The following is a 15458-nucleotide window of genomic DNA, read 5'->3' on the forward strand; positions in this document are numbered from 1 at the left end:
ACGACAGATGAAAAAAACCACCCTGGCCCTGGCGGCCCTTGCCCTGGCCACCGGCAGCGGCCTGCTCTGGTCCAAGGGCCAGCAGCCCGCCACCCCGGCCGAGGCCTGGCAGGCCTTCTCCACGCTGCTCAAGGAAGAATACGCCTACCAGGAAAGGGCCGATCTGGACGCCCTGCTGGCCCGTTTTGCGCCCAAAGCCCAGGCGGCCAAGGACGAGCAGGAACTGGTGGACCTGATGCAGCAGCTGACCAAGCACTTCCAGGATCCGCACCTGAACGTGGGGCCCTACGATGAACGGGATTACAGCGTCATGCCCACCGGCTCCGACATCTGGGCCAGGGCTGAGCAGGGCCGCTTTGTGGTGGAGGACGTCAAGGGCGGTTCGGCCGCCCTTGAGGCCGGCATTCGCCCCGGCGACCAGATCCTGGCCGTGGACGGTGTGCCGGCGGCCCAGGCCGCCGCCGCCGTGTTCGGCCGCAAGCCTGACGAGCTGGCGCCAAGCCAGCTGCTGTACGGCCTCAACGTGGCCCTGGGTGGGCGCCGCAACCAGGGGCGGACCCTGGTGATCGAGCGAAACGGCGCCAAGCTTAGCCACGAGCTGGCGGCCAGCTACCAGGCCATCAACCAGTTTCGGGACGGGGCGCCGCTGTCCTACAAGCGCCATGGCAAGCTGGGCCATATCCGCTTCAACAACAGCCTGGGCCGGGACGACACCGCCGCCGCCTTCAGCGCCGCCCTTGCCGAGCTGGCCGATACCGACGCCCTGCTCCTGGATCTGCGCAACACCCCCAGCGGCGGCAACACCGGCGTGGCCGAACCCATCCTTGGCCACTTCGTCACCGAGCGGCGTCCCTACCAGGCCTACCGGGTTCAGGAGCCCGGCCTGCCCTACCACAAGGCGCCGCTGCGCCAGGCCTTTGTCCAGCCGAGCCAGCCTTATTACGGCAAGCCGGTCGTGGTGCTGGCCGGGCGCTGGACCGGCAGCATGGGCGAGGGCATGACCATCGGCATGGAGGCCCTGGGCGCCGAAGTGTTCGGCGCGCCCATGGCCGATCTGCTGGGGGGGATCAAGTCGGTGATCCTGGATGGGACCCGGATCCGCGTCGAGCTGGGCTTCGAGCGTATCTACCATGTGGACGGCCGCTTCCGGGAAGACTACCAGCCGCCGCACCTGAGCATACCGGCGGACACCGATGCCGAGGGCGAGGATCCGGCGCTCAAGGCGGCCCTGGCCCATCTTAGCCGGACCGTGGCGCGCTGATGGCGATTGGGCGAGGTCAGGCCTTCAGCCAGGCCCTGGCCTCGTCCATGCTTTCGAAGTAGCGGCTCTCGCCGTCGATAAACCAGCTGCCCACCTTGGTCAGCCATTTCTCCCAGGTGGTGGTGCCGACCACGGCCACCTTGTGGAATTCCTTGGCATGCTTGCGGCTGAACTGGATGTCGTCCCAGGCGGCCCTGGCGTCGAAACCGGCGAAATCGATCATGTCCACCAGCACGTCCAGTTGCGGGTGCTCGGCTTCCTCTATCAACTTCTCTATGTCGGCCAGCAGGGGCTCGAAGTCCTGGTGGTTCACTTCCCCGTGGATCTTCATGAACAGGAAGATCTGGTCGTCGTGGCGGTCCAGCTTGATGGTCAGTCCATGGGCGGCTTGCATGTTGTCCTCGGCCAAGTGGTTGCTTTGCAACAAGTATGGCCGAGGGCAAGGGATTTGCCTGGCCGGGAAGCCCAGCCAGTGCCAAGGCGCCGCCTATGTTGACGGGCCTGGCTCAGGCCGACTTCGGCAGCGTTTCCAGCTCCAGGTGGCGACAATGGGGATAGCGGTTGCAGGCCCAGAAGGCCCGGCCCTGCAGCTTGCCCTTCTGTGCAATGCGCCGGTTCATGGTGTCGCCGCACCTGGCGCAGATCTTCTCCGCCAGTACCGGCACCTCTATCTCCTCGTCGGCGGCCGGCACTAGGGCGGTGAGGCCGTCATTGAGCCCGGGGCCGGGGTCGTTGCGCAGGGCCGCGAAGTGGGGCAGCTCCGGGTGGGGATTGAGGGCGGCCTTGAGGCGCCGGCGCAGGCCATCGGCCTGGTATTGCTGCTTGTCGGGGAAGCTGATCAGGGGCAGCTCCAGGGCCGCGAGGCATCGGCCGATGAACTCCCGGTCGCCCTGGCCCTCCAGACAGATGGCGGCCAGGGGCTTGGCGGTGGCATCGAGCAGCAGCAGATCCAGCTCCAGCCTGCCCAGGCGCGCCGTGGCCCGGCGCTGCGCCTTTTCAGGCAGCGCCTTGTCGGCCTTGACCAGCTGGTCGAGTGGGACCCTGGCCAGCAGCAGCTGGTCGTCCTTGAGCACCGGCCGCAAGGCGGCCATCAGGCGCAACTGGGCCTGGCTCAGGTAGGGGCTCTGCAGCCGGTAGGGCTGTGACCGGCGATGCCTTTGCCGGCGCAGCCAATAGAGGGTCAGCAGCAGGGGCGGCACCAGGGTCGACAACCAGTAGGCGGGGAAGGGCAGCAGTGTGGACAGTTCCATGGCGTTGGGCGGCTTGGCAAAAGCGCCAGGGTAGCCAGGGCTGACCAGGGGCGGCAAGTTGTGCGGCCGTGTCGTTTAGGTGGTTGTCAGGGTTGGCAGGTGAAAGGGCCGGAGGGCCTTTTCTGGACGGGTTTCCCTCTGTGCTGGCGTTCAGCCGCGTTGTAGGGTGGGTTAGCGCAGCGTAACCCACCGATTTAGCCTTTGGAGGTGGTAACCATCCCTGGTGATTCCTTCCGGCCGGTACATCCTGTGTACCGGCGTTCGCCTGCGTTGTAGGGTGGGTTAGCGCAGCGTAACCCACCGATTTCGCTACGGTGTTGCCAGCCATCCATGGAGCTTGGGGCCGGCCAGCACGTCCTGTGTGCTGGCGTTCAGCCGCGTCCAAGCAGTGCTTGGACTTCGGGCTTCACCCCTCAACACCTTGGGATTTGAGGTAGTCGTCGTAGGTCCCGAGGTAGTCGTTGATGCCGGTGGGGGTCAGTTCGATGATGCGGGTGGCCAGGGAGCTGACGAACTGGCGGTCGTGGCTGACGAACAGCAATGTGCCCTTGTAGTTCTCCAGCGCCAGGTTCAGCGATTCGATGGATTCCATGTCCATGTGGTTGGTGGGCTCGTCCATCAGCAGGATGTTGGGCTTTTGCAGCATCAGCCGGGCGAACAGCATCCGGCCCTGCTCGCCGCCGGAGATCACCTTCACGCCCTTCTTGATCTCGTGCTGGCTGAACAGCATCCGGCCCAGCATGCCGCGCACCACCTGCTCGTCGTCTCCTTCCTGCTTGAAGTCGTCCAGCCAGTCGTAGAGGTTCTTGTCGCTGTCGAACTCGTTGGCGTGGTCCTGGGCGTAGTAGCCGATGTTGGCGTTTTCCGACCACTTGATGCTACCGCCCTTGGGCGCCATGGCGCCGGCCAGGGTGTGCAGCAGGGTGGTCTTGCCGATGCCGTTGGGGCCGATGATGGCGATGCGCTCGCCCACGTCCACCCGCAGCTTGAAGTCCTGGAACAGCAGTTCGCCGTCATAACCCTGGGCCAGGCTCTCCACCTCCAGGGCCTGGCGGTACAGGGGCTTTTCCTGCTCGAAGCGGATGAAGGGGTTCTGGCGGCTGGAGGGCTTGACCTCCTCCAGCTTGATCTTGTCGATCTGCTTCTGGCGGCTGGTGGCCTGGCGGGCCTTGGAGGCGTTGGCGCTGAAGCGGCTGACGAAGGTCTGCAGCTCGGCTATCTGGGCCTTCTTCTTGGCGTTGTCGGCCAGCAGGCGCTCCCTGGCCTGGGTGGCGGCGGTCATGTACTCGTCGTAGTTGCCGGGGAACAGTCGCAGCTCGCCATAGTCCAGATCCGCCATGTGGGTGCAGACCGAGTTCAGGAAGTGGCGGTCGTGGGAGATGATGATCATGGTGCAGTTGCGGGCGTTCAGCACCTGCTCCAGCCAGTGGATGGTGTGGATGTCCAGGTTGTTGGTGGGCTCGTCCAGCAGCATGATGTCCGGATCGGAGAACAGCACCTGGGCCAGCAGCACCCGCAGCTTCCAGCCCGGGGCCACGGCGCTCATCAGGCCGAAGTGCTGCTCCTCGGGGATGCCCAGGCCCAGCAGCAGTTCGCCGGCGCGGGCCTCGGCGGAGTAGCCGTCCATCTCGGCGAACTGGGTCTCCAGATCCGCCACCTTCATGCCGTCTTCCTCGCTCATCTCGGCCTGGGCGTAGATGGCGTCGCGCTCTTCCTTCACCGCCCACAGCTCCCTGTGGCCCATGATCACGGTGTCGATGACGGTGAATTCCTCGTAGGCGAACTGGTCCTGGCCCAGCTTGGCCATGCGCACGTTGGGCTCCAGGCTGACGTTGCCGGCGGAGGGCTCCAGCTCGCCGGAGAGGATCTTCATGAAGGTGGACTTGCCACAGCCGTTGGCACCGATGAGGCCATAGCGGTTGCCGTCGCCGAACTTGACGGAGATGTTCTCAAAGAGCGGCTTGGCGCCGAACTGCATGGTGATGTTGGCCGTGGTGATCAAGGCGGAGCCCTCGCGCAAAAATCAAAAGAGCGCGCAGACTACAGGGCGGGGCAGCCCTTAGCAACAAAGCGGCGAACTTTTGTACGTCGGGCAGGGCCCAAGGATCCATGAACAAGCTGACGGTTTTCTACGACGGCGCCTGCCCCCGCTGCCGGCGGGACAGGGCCAACTTCGAGCGCTGGGCCCCCCAGGCGCCGGTGCAGTGGCTGGACATCACCGACCGCGACCAGGAACTGAAGGCCCTGGGCCTGGAGCCCAGCCGGGCCCTGCGGGAGCTGCACGTGCGCGACCAGCAGGGCCGGCTTCATATCGAGCTGGACGCCTACATGCTGCTGTTCCGCTACGTATGGTGGCTGAGGCCCCTGGGCGCAATCATCGGCCTGCCCGGCATTCGCCCCCTGGTGTCGCGCTGGTACCGCTGGTGGGTGGACAGGCGCCTGCGGCGCCAGGGCCGGGGCTAGGATCTGTGCACCCAGACCGCTTCGGCGGAGCGTTCGCTGGGGCCGTGGTAGACGGCCTCGACATTGTTGCCGTCCGGATCCCGCACGAAGGCGGCGAAATAGCCAGGGTGGTAAGGGCGCTCGCCCGGTTCGCCATTGCTGGTGCCGCCGGCGGCCAGGGCCGCCCGGTAGAAGGCCCTGACCTGTTCATGGCTCTGGGCCTGGAAGGCCAAATGCACCCGGCTGGCCGGCCCTTGATCCAGGTACAGTTCGTCGCACCAGCAGGCCTGGTCGTTGCCGCTGAGGGATTTGCCCAGGGCAGCCAGCACGGCCCGGTAGAAGCGGCGGCTGCTCTCAAGGTCCGCCACCTTGAGGTGCACGTGATCCAGCAAGCGGCCGTAGCAGTGTTCCATGGTGCCTCCTTCAGGCCAGCCTGAGCCAGCCCTCCTGGGTGGTGGTGAAGGCCAGCCGGCTTTCCCTTGCCAGTATGGCCCCGAGTTCGGCGACCTCATCCGGTGCCGGCGGCACCAGCCGGAATTGCTCCAGGCGGGTGGGCACCAGCAGCAGCGAGGCCAGGGCACCGTCGTCGGCCAGGGTCGGCAGGTACAAAAAGCTCAGGTCGTCCCGGTAGCCGGCCCTGGCTGCTATGCCCTCGTAGTCGTTGATGAGATCGCCGGCGCCGTAGAGGATCAGCCTGCCTTTGTATATCTCCAGGCCCTTCACATGGTGGCTGGAGTGGCCATGGACCAGATCCACCCCCAGCTCCACCAGGGCACGGGCAAAGGCCTTCTGCTCGGCAGGCACGGCAAAGCCCCAGTTGCCGCCCCAGTGGATGGACACCAGCACCCGATCGCCAGGCCGTCGCCAGGCCTGGATGGCGGCGGCTATCTCGTCCAGCTCCCCCTGCCCCAGCTTGTCCAGGTACCAGACGCCGGCCCTGTCGCCCGTGGCCGACCAGTCCCTGGGGATCCCGCTGGAGCCATGGCCGCAGCCGAAGGCCAGCAGCCGGCCAGAGGGCAGGGGGAAGATGGCCGGGGCCCGGGCCGCCCTATCGTCTCTGCCGGCGCCTATGGCCTGGATCCCCAGCCCCTTCAGTACCAACAACGTCTCGGTAAGGCCGGGGCGGCCCCAATCCAGCACGTGGTTGTTGGCCAGGATGCAGCCGTCCAGGGCGGCGGCGCCGAGCACGGCGGCGTTTTGCGGGCTGAGCCGGTAGTGGATGCCCTTGCCGGGCCAGGGGTTGGCTGAGCAGGTGACGGCCGTTTCCAGGTTGACCAGGCGCAGCTGTGGCCCGAGTCTGTCCAGCACCTCCAGGGCGAAGCCCCAGGGGTAGTCGGGTGCCACCGGCGTCGGCAGCGGCCCCTTCTGGTCGGTCATCAGGCGCACATAGTCGCGGGCATCCCTGACCCAGGGCTCGAAGAGTTCGGGCGGGCAGGGCTGGGGCAGGATCTGATCAATGCCCCGCCCCAGCATGAGATCACCGCTCAGGAAAAGGGTCGGCATGGGCCATCCTCAAGGCATATGCCTTAAGAATGGCAGCCCTGGCCATGGCCGCAGCCTAGAGGCGGCCACTGACCTTGATAACGGCGCCGATATCGTGGATTTCCACCCAGGTCCTCTGGTGGCTGCGCGGCAGCAGTTGCCGGGCCACCCTGTCGCTGCCGGCGGCCTGGGCAAAGCGGCCTATGGGCAGGCCGTTGCAGCTGATCCTGTTGGCGATCAGGCTGTAGCCGTAGCTGATGTCATCGGCGGTGCGCAGCATGCGGGCCGGCTTGTTGGCGGCGGCGTCCATGCAGATACGGGTGGCGATGCTGTTGTCGGCGGCCTGGTAGATGGTGGCCTGGCTGGTGGTGGCAAGCAGGGCGGCGGCCAGGCCCAGTGGCAGCATGTTCATCTTGGGCTCCTTACGATCGGCCCGTCGGGGACGGGCCCTGGAGACAAGTCTGAACGGCCTGGCGGCGCTGGTGGCGCTGAAGTGTAACTGGCTGTGATGACGGTTTTTCAGCGCTCAGCCCAGGGCATTGAAAAACACGGTGAAACCAGGACAGGCCAGGGCGGGCCGGGCACAGCTATTTACAAAAAAAGCGGCCCGGTCCTGCTTGGGCAACGTCAGCGACGGTGGCGCGCCAGCCGCTCCCGTTCGGCCTTTCTCAGGCTGGCGACGATAAGGTCATAGGACTGCTCCATCAGGCGCCGGACTTCGCCTTCGGGGATGGAGCCGTCCAGGATCACCGTGTTCCAGTGGCTCTTGCTCATGTGGTAGCCGGGGATGATGGCGGGGAAGTGGCTGCGCAGCATGTCGGCCTGGTTGGGCTCGCACTTGAGGTTCATGCACCAGTGCCCGGCCATCTTGCCGTCCGTGCCTTTTTCGTTGCCCTTGCCCAGGGCCAGGGTGGCGAACATCTTGCCGCCGACCTTGAAGACGGCCACATCAGGCCCGAAGGGATGGTCCTCCACGGCCTCAGGCAGGCCGAGCAGGTGCGCTCTGGCGGCATCTCTATCCATGTTGTTGCTCCCCGTGGGCCAGCACGGGCCTCATGTCACACAAAAAGCGCCCCTGAGGCCGCCTCTATGTCAGGACGTCAGTATCAAATGGGGGATCTCGGTGCCGGGCAGGCCGCTGCCGGCCATGGCGAAGATGATGGCCAGCAGCGGCAGGGCCACCGCCAGGTACCAGGCCAGGGACACCAGCATGGCGTAGCCGTTCATGGGCAGCTGCCGGCCCGGGTGCTTGCGTTCGCCCAGCAGATCCAGCACCCCCACCACCAGCAGTATGGCCAGCAGGCTGAGGCCGAAGGTCAGCGACGCCGCAAAGCCCGCCGCCGAGCAAGCCATCACCGCCCAGAAGGCCAGCCTGCTCTGGGTGGAGGCCATGATGGCCTTGAGCACCCGGCCGCCGTCCAGGGGATGTATGGGCAGCAGGTTGAACAGGTTCAGGAAGGCCGCCAGGGAGGCCACGGCGCCGATAAAGGCCGAGCCGGTCAGCAGATAGAGGCCGTAGGCCGCCAGGCACATGGCCATGCCGAAGCTGGGGCCGGCCAGGGCCACGTAGACCTCCTGCCACTGGGTGCGAAAGCGCTCCGAGGCCACGGCGGCGCCGCCAAAGAAGGGGATCAGGAAGATGCCCTTGGTCTTGATGCCGAAGCGGTGCATGGCCTTGAGGTGGCCATATTCGTGGAACACCAGTATCGCCAGCAGGATCACCGCCATCTGCCAGTTGAACAGGTACGCGTAGCTGGCGAAGCTGGCCCCGGCCAGGGCCACCTTGATGACCTTGGCGGACTTGAACAGCTTGAAGCCCAGGGCCGCCCAGCCGATCAGGCCGCTGCGCCGGGCCGGCGCCTGCTGCGCCCTGGCGTTGCCCAGGGACTGGCTCAGATCCGGCGGCAGCAGCAGCTGGCCCTGGGTCTGCTCGTCGCCGCGCTGGATACGGTAGTCAAGCTGGGTCATTCGCCAGTCCAGCTTGAATTCCAGCTGCCAGTCCCCCTCGCCGAAGGCGAAGGGATGGCTGCTGGCGGTGGAAGTGAGGTTGCGCTTCTCGCTGACCAGCTGGTCGTTGAGATAGACGTATTCCTTGCCATAGATGTCGGCCTCCAGCCTGAGCTGGTGGCCGAAAACGGTCATGTCGAGCAGGGTCAGTTTCATGGCTCACGGGCGGCAGAGTCAAACTGCCGCCTTTATGCCACAAATGGCGCCGCGATGCAGCCTACTGCCAGCGGACCTCGCTGAGCACACCGGGCTTTTCGCCGATCAGGGTCTTGACCACCTGGTTGTGTTCGTCCACCAGGATCAGCCTGGGGATGCCGGCATTGGCGAAGCGGCCGTAGAGGCTGCGGTCCGGATCGGCCACCAGCGGGAAGTTGGTACCGAATTCCTTGGCGAACCTGGCCAGGGCGTCGGGGCTTTCCTCCCGGCCTATGCCGACGATCTGGAGATCGTCATCCCGGGCCAGCTCGGAGGCCATCAGGTCGCGGATGGTGCGCTGGGAGTCGTGGCACCAGGTGGCGAATAGGATCACCAGCTTGCGCTTGCTGGACAGGGCCAGATCCAGGGACTGGCCGTCGATGCTTTCCAGGGGCGGCAGCGGCAACTGCTGGCCCTGGCTGACATAGGTGAGGTAGTCGGGCTTGTCTGGCGGGGTCTGGGCGCAGGCGGCCAGCATCGGCAGCAGCGCCAGGGGAATGAGTCGTTTCAACATGGGGGTTCCTTGTGGCGAAAGGCAGCCATTCCCGGCTGCCTGGAAAACCCTTTGTGCCACAAAAGCAGGCTCAGTGCAGCTTGAGCCTGGGCCGGAACCAGCGGTTGACCCTGTCCGCCAGCCACAGGCCCAGGGTGCGCCAGAAGCCGAACAGGGCCAGCTGGTGCTTGCGGTAGAGGGACACGTACATCAGCTTGGCCAGGTGTCCCTCCACGAAGAAGGTGCCCTTGGACAGGCTGCCCATCAGGCCGCCGACGGCGCCGTCCTCGGCCAGGGATACCAGCGAGCCCTGGTCCCGGTACTGGAAGCTGGCATTGCTGCTTTGGCCGCGGGCCAGGGCGGCCAGGTGGCGGGCCAGGAAGTTGGCCTGTTGGTGGGCGGCCTGGGCCCGGGGCGGGGCGGCGTCGCAGCAGTCGCCCAGGGCATAGATGTGCTCGTCGCTCAGCGAACGCAGCTGCTCGTCCACCACCAGCTGGTTGCGCTTGTTGCATTCCAGGCCCAGCTGCTGCAGCCAGTCGGCGCCCTTGATGCCGGCGGCCCAGACCAGCAGATCGGCGTCGACCTTTTCCTCGCCCTCCAGCACGAAGCCGTCCTTGTCGGCCCGGATCACCTTGGCGCTGGTGCGAATGTGGATGTCCATGCCGGCCAGCTCCCGGGCCGCCTTCTGGCTGATACGCTCCTTCAGTGCCGGCAGGATCCTTGGCCCCGCCTCCAGCAGGCTGATGGCCAGATCCAGCCGGCTGGCGCCGTAGTGGCGCAGCTGCTGTGCGGCGCTGACCAGCTCGGCGGACAGCTCCACGCCGGTGGCGCCGGCCCCTACTATGGTGACCCGCAGCGGCTGCTGGTCGGCCTTAAGCTGGCGGCCCTGGACCTTGGCCAGCAGGTGCTGGTGGAAACGTATTGCCTGATCCGGTGCATCCAGGAAGAAGGCATGCTCGGCCACGCCGGGCACCCCGAAGTCGGCGCTCTGGCTGCCCAGGGCCAGCACCAGCAGGTCGTAGTCGAGGTGGGTGGCGCCGGACAGGTAACGGCCCTTGTCGTCGCGGCTGGCGGCCAGCTGGATCTGCTTGTTGTCGCTGTCCAGCTCGGTCATCCGTCCCTGCAGGAACTGGAAGTGGTTGAGCCTGGCCAGCAGCAGGTAGTCGGCGCCGCCCAGCTCCGGGTTGAAGGCGCCGGTGGCCACCTCGTGCAGCAGGGGTTTCCAGACATGCTGGCGGCTCTGGTCGATAAGCCAGACCTCCGCCTCGCCGCGCCGTCCAAGCTGGCGGCCCAGGCGGCAGGCCAGCTCCAGTCCTCCGGCGCCACCGCCGACGATCAGGATCCTTTTCACAGGCAGTCTCCTCAGTTTTTTCTTACTCTAACAGAAGCTTAGTTGCTGGCTGCCGGATGAACGCCGGGGCCGGCCGTCAACAAAAGCTGCCAGGGTTCGGGGGCCGTTGGCGCGCCTGGCCCAGGCTGGCCTTTGCCGTTTTGGGGAGCGATCCATGAACAAGATGCTGATGACGCTGGGCTGCCTGCTGCTGGCCGCCTGTTCCGAGCCCGAGGCGCCCGAGTCACGGGACGGCGCCTCGGCGGTGCCGGCCGAGCCGGTCCCCGAGCCGCGGTTGCCCTTGCCGGAGCGGGAGGCGCCCTTCAAGGTCCGGGTTTACGACTGCGAGGGTGAGCGGGTGGTGCTGGAGTTGCGGGACGGCGGCGGCTGGCTGTTTGCCCCTGGTTTGTCCCTGGAAATGCAGGCCGAGCCGGCCGCGTCCGGGGTCAGGATGAGCGGGGAAGGGGGCGTGTTCTTCTGGTCCAAGGGCCAGGAGGCCAGGCTGGAAACCCCGACGGGGCGGCGCCATTGCCGGGAGCAGGTTGCGGAAGCGCCCTGGGAGCAGAGCAAGCTGAGCGGCATGGATTTTCGCGCCGTCGGCAACGAACCCGGCTGGGTACTGGAGATCCAGGGCAACCGACTGCTGCTGGTGACCGATTACGGCAATACCCGTATCGAGGACAGCGCCGAGGTGCGGGAATTCGGCGACCAGAGCCTGTTCAAGGGCCAGCGCCTCGACGTGACCCTGGCGCCGGGGCCCTGCGTTGATGACATGAGCGGCCAGCGTTTCGAGACCAAGGTGACGATAAGGCTGGCCGGGCAGGCCATGAAGGGCTGCGGCCGGCCGCTCCATTGAAAAAGGCGCCCCTGGGGGCGCCTTGTCAGTCGCTGGTTATTGCATAGGGCATGGGTGCCAGCTGCAGCGCGCTGTGCTCATCGCCCTTGACCCGGAAGCGCTCGTCGCCCTCCAGATCGTTGCGGCACACCGCCAGCAGGTGCAGGCTGCCATCGCCGAAGCGGTAGCTGGCCACCACCACGCCGCCGGGGCGGAAGTTGTCGCCCAGGCTCAGCTCCAGGGCGTCGCCGGCTTGGGGGGCCTTATCGGCGCTGCCCGCCAGGTGCCACATGGCCCGCTTGTTGCCGCCCCTGTAGTGCATGCGCGCCACCACTTCCTGGCCGGCGTAGCAGCCCTTGTCGAAGGCGATACCGTCCAGCAGCTGCAGGTTGAGCTGCTGGGGCACGTATTCCCCCTGCAGGGGGGCCGGCAGGCTGGGCTCGGCGGCCAGGATGTCCAGGCCCACCCAGGCGCCGCTTTCCAGCCAGAGGGCATCGGCGTCCTTGACCAGGGCGGCCATGGCGTCGGCGCTCAGCAGCACCAGGTAGCGGGGGAAGGGGCTGTCCAGGCGCAGCACCAGGCCGCCGTCCAGCGGCGCCGTCTGGTTATGGCCCTGGGGGCAGGCGCCCAGCTTGTCGCCGAGCCAGGCCTCGGCGCCGTCGCCGGTCACGCCCAGCATCAGCAGCGTGTCGCTGGCATCCGTCAGTTCGACCTTGGAGAAGACGGCGTACTTGGCCAGGGCCGGCAGTTGCTGGGCCACGGCGCCTTTGTCCTGCAGCAGCAGTAGGTCGTCGCCCTGTTTGAAGGCCCGGAACAGGCCCTGCATCTTGCCCTTGGCGTCGCAATGGGCGCCGAGGCGGGCATGGCGGTCGTCCAGCCTGGTGACGTCCAGGGTCACCTGGCCCTGCAGGAAGCTGGTGGCGTCCGGGCCGCTCAGGCGCACCAGGCCCAGGCTGTCGATGGGGATCAGGGCCAGCTGGGCCGGCTGCTGCTGGCCGCTGAGGGGAGCGAGATGGCGGTCTTGAATGAGGGGTTGCCAATGCTGAGTCATGGGGTCCTCCTTGGAACTTGCCGCCATCATACTCCTGGTGGCGACAAGGCCCAAGAGCTGAGGTAGACTTGGCGCCACAACGGCGAGGAGTATTCTTTGATGACTGATCCGGTACACAAGGCCAGGCTGAAGTGGGCCTGCCGCCGCGGCATGTTGGAGCTGGACGTGCTGTTCGAGCCCTTCGTGGAAGAAGCCTACGACGACCTGCCCGAGGACCAGAAAAAGGTCTTCGAACGCCTGCTGGCATGCGACGATCCGGAGCTGTTTGCCTGGATCATGGGCCACGAGCAGTGCCAGGATCCCGAGCTGGCCGCCATGGTCAAGCATATCGTCGACCGTGTCCACGCCCGTATCCAGTCATAACCTCAGAGTGACTCCCTGGCCGGGCCGCCAGCGGCTGCGCTGGCTGTGCCTGGCCTGTCTCCTTCCCCTCTTCTTCTTTCTTTCATCCTGGTGGGCCCTGCCGGCCTGGCTGCTGCTGTGCTGGGTGCCCCTGCCGGCACCGCCGGAGCTGTTGTGGCTAAGCGAAAGCGGCGAGCTGCGGCTGAGTGCCGGCGACAGCCAGTACCGGGGCAGGGCCAGCCCGGCGCTGCTGACCCCCAGGCTGGTGATGCTGAGGCTGCACAAGCGCTGGTATTGGCTCTTCGAGCCGGAGCTGTCCGCCAGCGACTGGCGGCGCCTGCACCGCTGCCTGAGAAGCCGGCCATGAAAAAGGGCGGCCAGTGCCGCCCTGTTCAGAAATCGCCCGGCTTGAGCACGGTGGGGCCGGAATTCTCCAGCTGCTGGGGGTGATCCAGGGTGAAGTGCAGCCCCCGGGACTCCTTGCGCTTGAGGGCGGAGCGGATGATCAGCTCGGCGACCGTGACCAGGTTGCGCAGCTCCAGCAGGTTGTTGCTGACCCTGAAGTGGGTGTAGTACTCCTGGATCTCCTGCTTGAGCAGCTCCACCCGCCGCAGCGCCCGCTCCAGGCGCTTGGTGGTGCGCACTATGCCCACGTAGTCCCACATGAACAGCCTGAGCTCGTGCCAGTTGTGGGCGATCACCACCTCCTCGTCGGAGTCGGTGACCTTGGATTCGTCCCAGGCCGGCGCCAGCGGTGGCTCGCCCAGGGTGCCAAGCTCCTTGATGATCTTGTCGGCGGCGGCGGCCCCGAACACCAGGCATTCCAGCAGCGAGTTGGAGGCCATGCGGTTGGCGCCATGCAGGCCGGTATAGGCCACTTCGCCCACCGCATAGAGGCCGTCCAGGTCGGTCTGGCCGTCCAGGTCGGTCATCACCCCGCCGCAGGTGTAGTGGGCGGCCGGCACCACAGGGATGGGCTCGCGGGTGATGTCGATGCCCAGGCCCTTGAGCTTCTGGTAGATGGTGGGGAAGTGCTTGCGCACGAACTCCGCCGGCTTGTGGCTGATGTCCAGGAAGACGCAGTCGGCGCCCAGCTTCTTCATCTCGTGGTCGATGGCGCGGGCCACCACGTCCCGGGGCGCCAGCTCGGCCAGCTCGTGATGCTGGTCCATGAAGCGGCTGCCGTCGGGACGGCGCAGCACGGCGCCTTCGCCGCGCAGGGCCTCGGTGACCAGAAAATTCCTGGCCTGGGGATGGTAGAGGCAGGTGGGGTGGAACTGGTTGAACTCCATGTTGGCCACCCGGCAGCCGGCCCGCCAGGCCATGGCGATGCCGTCGCCCGAGGCCACGTCCGGGTTGGAGCTGTACTGGTAGACCTTGGAGGCGCCGCCGGTGGCCAGCACCACCGCCTTGGCCCGCACCCTTTCCACCCGGGCCTTGTGGCGGTTCCACACATAGGCGCCGAAGCAGCGCTGGCTGTCCAGGCCGAACTTATGGCCGGTGAGCAGATCCACGGCGTTGTGGGCTTCCAGCAGGCTGATGTTGGGGTGGGCCTTGACCGAATCCACCAGGGTCAGCTGCACGGCCCGGCCGGTGGCGTCGGCGGCGTGCAGGATGCGGCGGTGGGAATGGCCCCCTTCCCGGGTCAGGTGGTAGCGGTCTTCGCCCGGCTCCTTGTCGAAGGGCACGCCCAGGCCGATCAGCCACTCCAGGGCCTCCTTGGCATGGCTGGCGGTAAAGCGCACCGCGCCTTCGTCACAGATGCCGCCGCCGGCCACCAGGGTGTCCTGGACATGGAAGTCGACGCTGTCCGCTTCGTCGAAGACGGCGGCGATGCCCCCCTGAGCATAGAAGGTGGAGCCTTCCTTGAGGGGGCCCTTGGCCAGCACCGTTACCTTGGCGTGGTCGGCCAGCTTCAGGGCCAGGGTCAGGCCGGCGGCGCCGCTGCCGATGACCAGGACGTCACAGAGATGGTCAGTGTCTGCTCGCATACAGTATGATGACCAGAGGAGCAAGTGATTCAATGCGGCGCAGTATCTCGCCATCGGGGACGGGAGTCAAAAATCTTGACCCCGGTGTGAACTTCTCAAAATGGGTCCTGTCACAGAAGATGCCTTTGCCCCGAGTCACGAACAAAAGTACGAGAAAAGCATGTTGGGAGAACAGGCTCGGATGAGCGAGCAAAAGGCGGAGAACGATCTGGCGCTGGTGAGACGGGTGCAGCGCGGCGACAAGCAGGCCTTCAACCTGCTGGTAGGCAAATACCAGCACAAGTTGGCCAACCTGGTCAGCCGCTATGTGAAAAACCCCGGCGACGTCAGCGACGTGGTGCAGGAGGCCTTCATCAAGGCTTACCGCGCCTTGCCCAACTTCCGTGGCGAGAGCGCCTTCTACACCTGGCTGTACCGGATCGCCGTCAACAGTGCCAAGAACTATCTGGTTGCCCAGGGTCGCCGGCCGCCGGCCAGCGACGTGGACGCCAGCGAGGCGGAATATTACGACGGCAGCGAAGCGCTGAAGGCGGTGGACACCCCCGAGCACCTGCTGCTGTCGGACGAGATCAAGAAAGTGGTGTTCGACGCCATCGAAGCCCTGCCGGATGACCTGCGTTCGGCCATTACCCTGAGGGAAATGGAAGGCATGAGCTACGAAGAGATCGCCACAGTGATGGATTGCCCAGTGGGAACGGTGCGCTCGCGCATCTTCCGGGCCAGGGAAGCCATCGACAAGAAACTGCAACCATTGCTTGGGCGCACCTAGCGCTGTGAAG

18 protein-coding genes are annotated in these 15458 nt (G+C 66.3%); 6 read left to right on the forward strand and 12 right to left on the reverse strand.

What is annotated here, in order from left to right:
• Positions 1-7: 7 nt before the first annotated feature.
• Positions 8-1261 (forward strand): PDZ domain-containing protein, encoded by a 1254-nt coding sequence (locus WDB71_RS03305; protein WP_341503220.1) that lies wholly within the window; start codon positions 8-10, stop codon positions 1259-1261.
• Between the two features lie 16 nt (positions 1262-1277).
• Here WDB71_RS03305 and WDB71_RS03310 read toward each other — a convergent pair whose 3' ends face one another.
• The 3 genes from WDB71_RS03310 to WDB71_RS03320 all read right to left on the reverse strand — a co-directional run bounded on the left by WDB71_RS03310 (position 1278) and on the right by WDB71_RS03320 (position 4513).
• On the reverse strand, positions 1278-1655 hold the full coding sequence (locus WDB71_RS03310; RefSeq protein ID WP_341503221.1) for an STAS/SEC14 domain-containing protein: 378 nt from the start codon (positions 1653-1655) through the stop codon (positions 1278-1280).
• A gap of 112 nt (positions 1656-1767) precedes the next feature.
• On the reverse strand, positions 1768-2511 hold the full coding sequence (locus tag WDB71_RS03315; RefSeq protein ID WP_341503222.1) for a DUF2726 domain-containing protein: 744 nt from the start codon (positions 2509-2511) through the stop codon (positions 1768-1770).
• 406 nt (positions 2512-2917) lie between these two features.
• Positions 2918-4513: an ABC-F family ATPase gene (locus WDB71_RS03320; protein ID WP_341503223.1), complete on the reverse strand. Its 1596-nt coding sequence runs from the start codon at positions 4511-4513 to the stop codon at positions 2918-2920.
• A gap of 107 nt (positions 4514-4620) precedes the next feature.
• Here WDB71_RS03320 and WDB71_RS03325 point away from each other — a divergent pair, with 107 nt between their 5' ends.
• Positions 4621-4974: a DUF393 domain-containing protein gene (locus WDB71_RS03325; RefSeq protein WP_341503224.1), complete on the forward strand. Its 354-nt coding sequence runs from the start codon at positions 4621-4623 to the stop codon at positions 4972-4974.
• Here WDB71_RS03325 and WDB71_RS03330 read toward each other — a convergent pair.
• From WDB71_RS03330 to WDB71_RS03360, 7 genes are all read right to left on the reverse strand, one after another.
• A complete protein-coding gene (locus WDB71_RS03330) occupies positions 4971-5366 on the reverse strand; it encodes a VOC family protein (RefSeq protein ID WP_341503225.1) in 396 nt (131 codons plus the stop codon). The two genes, WDB71_RS03325 and WDB71_RS03330, sit on opposite strands and share 4 nt — an antisense overlap.
• Before the next feature lie 10 nt (positions 5367-5376).
• Positions 5377-6456, reverse strand: coding sequence for a CapA family protein (locus WDB71_RS03335; RefSeq protein WP_341503226.1), 1080 nt, complete (start codon positions 6454-6456; stop codon positions 5377-5379).
• 55 nt (positions 6457-6511) lie between these two features.
• Positions 6512-6847 (reverse strand): DUF3718 domain-containing protein, encoded by a 336-nt coding sequence (locus WDB71_RS03340; RefSeq protein WP_341503227.1) that lies wholly within the window; start codon positions 6845-6847, stop codon positions 6512-6514.
• A 215-nt stretch (positions 6848-7062) separates the two neighbouring features.
• On the reverse strand, positions 7063-7458 hold the full coding sequence (locus tag WDB71_RS03345) for an MmcQ/YjbR family DNA-binding protein (RefSeq protein WP_341503228.1): 396 nt from the start codon (positions 7456-7458) through the stop codon (positions 7063-7065).
• A 69-nt stretch (positions 7459-7527) separates the two neighbouring features.
• Entirely contained in the window at positions 7528-8598 is a 1071-nt protein-coding gene (locus WDB71_RS03350; protein WP_341503229.1) for a site-2 protease family protein, read from the reverse strand.
• Positions 8599-8659: 61 nt separating this feature from the next.
• Positions 8660-9151 carry a TlpA disulfide reductase family protein gene (locus WDB71_RS03355; protein ID WP_341503230.1) on the reverse strand — a complete coding sequence of 164 codons (492 nt, stop codon included), beginning with the start codon at positions 9149-9151 and terminating at the stop codon, positions 8660-8662.
• 70 nt (positions 9152-9221) lie between these two features.
• Positions 9222-10481: an NAD(P)/FAD-dependent oxidoreductase gene (locus WDB71_RS03360; protein WP_341503231.1), complete on the reverse strand. Its 1260-nt coding sequence runs from the start codon at positions 10479-10481 to the stop codon at positions 9222-9224.
• Positions 10482-10635: 154 nt separating this feature from the next.
• Between WDB71_RS03360 and WDB71_RS03365 the strand changes: the two genes are divergently transcribed.
• On the forward strand, positions 10636-11316 hold the full coding sequence (locus WDB71_RS03365) for an MliC family protein (RefSeq protein ID WP_341503232.1): 681 nt from the start codon (positions 10636-10638) through the stop codon (positions 11314-11316).
• Between the two features lie 25 nt (positions 11317-11341).
• Here the strand turns inward: WDB71_RS03365 and ygfZ are convergent, their stop codons facing one another.
• On the reverse strand, positions 11342-12346 hold the full coding sequence (gene ygfZ / locus WDB71_RS03370) for a tRNA-modifying protein YgfZ (protein ID WP_341503233.1): 1005 nt from the start codon (positions 12344-12346) through the stop codon (positions 11342-11344).
• Positions 12347-12445: 99 nt separating this feature from the next.
• Here ygfZ and WDB71_RS03375 point away from each other — a divergent pair, with 99 nt between their 5' ends.
• Both WDB71_RS03375 and WDB71_RS03380 read left to right on the forward strand, forming a co-directional pair.
• The gene (locus WDB71_RS03375) at positions 12446-12709 is read left to right on the forward strand and encodes a succinate dehydrogenase assembly factor 2 (RefSeq protein WP_341503234.1); all 264 of its coding nucleotides are present in this window, start codon (positions 12446-12448) and stop codon (positions 12707-12709) included.
• Between the two features lie 7 nt (positions 12710-12716).
• Positions 12717-13055: a hypothetical protein gene (locus tag WDB71_RS03380; RefSeq protein WP_341503235.1), complete on the forward strand. Its 339-nt coding sequence runs from the start codon at positions 12717-12719 to the stop codon at positions 13053-13055.
• A 25-nt stretch (positions 13056-13080) separates the two neighbouring features.
• On the opposite strand, the gene nadB is transcribed toward WDB71_RS03380, so the two are convergent.
• Positions 13081-14679, reverse strand: a complete 1599-nt coding sequence (gene nadB, locus WDB71_RS03385; protein ID WP_341503236.1) for an L-aspartate oxidase — start codon at positions 14677-14679, stop codon at positions 13081-13083.
• Positions 14680-14860: 181 nt separating this feature from the next.
• On the opposite strand from nadB, the gene rpoE reads away from it, so the two are divergent.
• Complete coding sequence (rpoE, locus tag WDB71_RS03390; RefSeq protein ID WP_341503237.1) at positions 14861-15448, forward strand: RNA polymerase sigma factor RpoE; 588 nt, start codon at positions 14861-14863, stop codon at positions 15446-15448.
• Positions 15449-15458: the final 10 nt, after the last annotated feature.

Origin of the sequence: Gallaecimonas sp. GXIMD4217 (assembly GCF_038087665.1) — a bacterium.
In the GTDB taxonomy this organism is placed as follows: domain Bacteria; phylum Pseudomonadota; class Gammaproteobacteria; order Enterobacterales; family Gallaecimonadaceae; genus Gallaecimonas.